Here is a 1,828-nt window from a genome sequence, read left to right on the forward strand (position 1 = left end):
CCGGAACGGCTGAGCTGGTGTCGACCGAAGCCGTGCAGGGTGGGACCAAACAGAGGGCACGTGGCGGTGAGCAGGGTTTGGTTGGGAAGCTTTCGCACGCGGATGGACGCGAAACGCTGCCTCCGGAGCAGTTGAGCCGCGGAGAAGGCCAGCCACCCGGTTCGACTCCCTTCCGCGATGGCGACCTCGACTCAGCTGCACTAGTACCTCGTCCCAGTGATTATGACTCCTTGGCTGCGTGGGGATAGGCGCGGGCAAGCTTGTCGCGCGCCTTCTGGGTGGTGAACTTCCAATCGATGCGCGCCCCCGAGGCGTTGCGCTGTCTCTGCCAGGCAGCGATCTCGCAGATGAGGCGGCCGGGTTCGCCGATGCGGCGGTCGAGACACTGGCCGCGCAGCACGCCAATTTCGATCTCTACCATGTTCAGCCAACTGGCGTGCTTGGGCGTGTAGTGGAATTCCAGCCGCCGCAGGATGCGGTGCGCCTCGGCCGCGGGGAATGTTTCATACAGGGCCCCGGCGGTGTGGGTCGACAGGTTGTCCAGCACCACGCGGATCAACGCCGCCTTTGGGTAATGCGTGTCCACTAGATCGCGCATGCACAAGGCGAAATCCTTCGCCGTGCGCTGCTCGGTGACCTTCACGTGGCGCCATGACCGATGGGCATCGAGAAACACGAACAAATTGGCGATGCCGTTGCGACGATATTCGCAATCGTAGCGCTCCGGCTGGCCCGGCTGAACGGGGATCGGTGCACGTGTCTCGCCGATCAGCTGCGTCGGGCTTTCGTCAAAACACACCACCGGGCGCTTGGGATCGGCCGGCTCGGCATACAGGTCGAGCACGTCTTCCATGCGCGCGACGTATGCGCCGTCGATCTGCGGGATGCACCACATGTCGCGTCGCCACGGCTTGAGGTCGTCCTCGGCCAGGCGCCGCCGGACCGTCTCGCGCGACACCGCCTCGTGGTCGGTCAGCCGGACCATCTCGCCGGCCAGCAGATCGAGCGTCCAGCGCTTGCGCCCCTGTGGCGGGCTCGAGCAGGCGGTCGCGACCAGTAGCGCCGTCTCCTTGCCGGACAGCTTGCGCGCCGCACCCGGACGCGGCTCCTCGCTCAGGGCCGCCTCCAGATTGCCTTCCACGAAGCGCCGCTTGGTTCGATACACCGTGGACCCGCCGACCGAGACGCTACGCGCAATCTGTTCGTCGCCGACGCCTGCGTCGGCAGCCAGAAGGATCTGCGCCCGCTTGATCTTGCGCGCTGCGTGCTTGCCGCAGCTCAGCATCGCCGTCAGTTGGGCGCGCTCGGCTTCATCGAGGTCCACCCGGTAGCGTATGTTCATCGTCGATCCCCGCTGTCGAGGACGACGATGAATCGCGCCGGCGAATCGCCTTTAGAGTTTACCCAAAGACAGGGTCAGTATCTGGCCTTCATCGACGCCTACACGCTGGTCAACGGCCGCCCGCCGGCGCAGGCCGATATGCAACGCTTCTTCAGTGTCACGTCGCCGACGGTCCACCAGATGCTGCTCACGCTGGAGAAAGCCGGCCTAATCTCACGCAAACCCGGCGTGGCAAGATCGGTCACGGTGCTCGTCAATCGTGACCACCTGCCCCGCCTTGATTCCGCCGAGGATCAAACCGTCAAATCCACTGGGACGAGGTACTAGCTCCCGAGGCGGCCTCAACCCGCACACGAAGCTAATCCTGGTCTCCGAGTCCGGCTTCTACAGGCTAATTTTTCGCTCCGATAAACCCGAAGCCCGCGTCTTTCAGGATTGGGTCGCGCGCGTGGTCCTCCCCGCGATCCGCAGGGACGGCGTCTATAT

Annotated in this window: 3 protein-coding genes; 2 read left to right on the forward strand and 1 reads right to left on the reverse strand. The window is 64.6% G+C overall.

Going from position 1 to position 1,828, the window contains the following annotated elements; all coding sequences use genetic code 11:
* Positions 1 to 220 precede the first annotated feature (220 nt).
* Entirely contained in the window at positions 221 to 1,342 is a 1,122-nt protein-coding gene (locus tag VGP39_RS20135) for an IS630 family transposase (protein WP_327569851.1), read from the reverse strand.
* 27 nt (positions 1,343 to 1,369) lie between these two features.
* On the opposite strand from VGP39_RS20135, the gene VGP39_RS20140 reads away from it, so the two are divergent.
* Both VGP39_RS20140 and VGP39_RS20145 read left to right on the forward strand, forming a co-directional pair.
* Positions 1,370 to 1,669: a MarR family transcriptional regulator gene (locus VGP39_RS20140; protein ID WP_327569852.1), complete on the forward strand. Its 300-nt coding sequence runs from the start codon at positions 1,370 to 1,372 to the stop codon at positions 1,667 to 1,669.
* The coding region (locus tag VGP39_RS20145) for a BRO-N domain-containing protein (protein WP_414644745.1) at positions 1,653 to 1,828 on the forward strand (176 nt) is incomplete at its 3' end. The genes VGP39_RS20140 and VGP39_RS20145, both read left to right, overlap by 17 nt.

The organism is Bradyrhizobium sp. (assembly GCF_036009065.1).
Lineage (GTDB): Bacteria > Pseudomonadota > Alphaproteobacteria > Rhizobiales > Xanthobacteraceae > Bradyrhizobium.

Coding starts and splice junctions, on each gene's coding strand:
- VGP39_RS20135 (WP_327569851.1), bottom strand. CDS start 1,342: ATGAACATACGCTACCGGGTGGACCTCGATGAAGCCGAGCGCGCCCAA.
- VGP39_RS20140 (WP_327569852.1), top strand. CDS start 1,370: ATGAATCGCGCCGGCGAATCGCCTTTAGAGTTTACCCAAAGACAGGGT.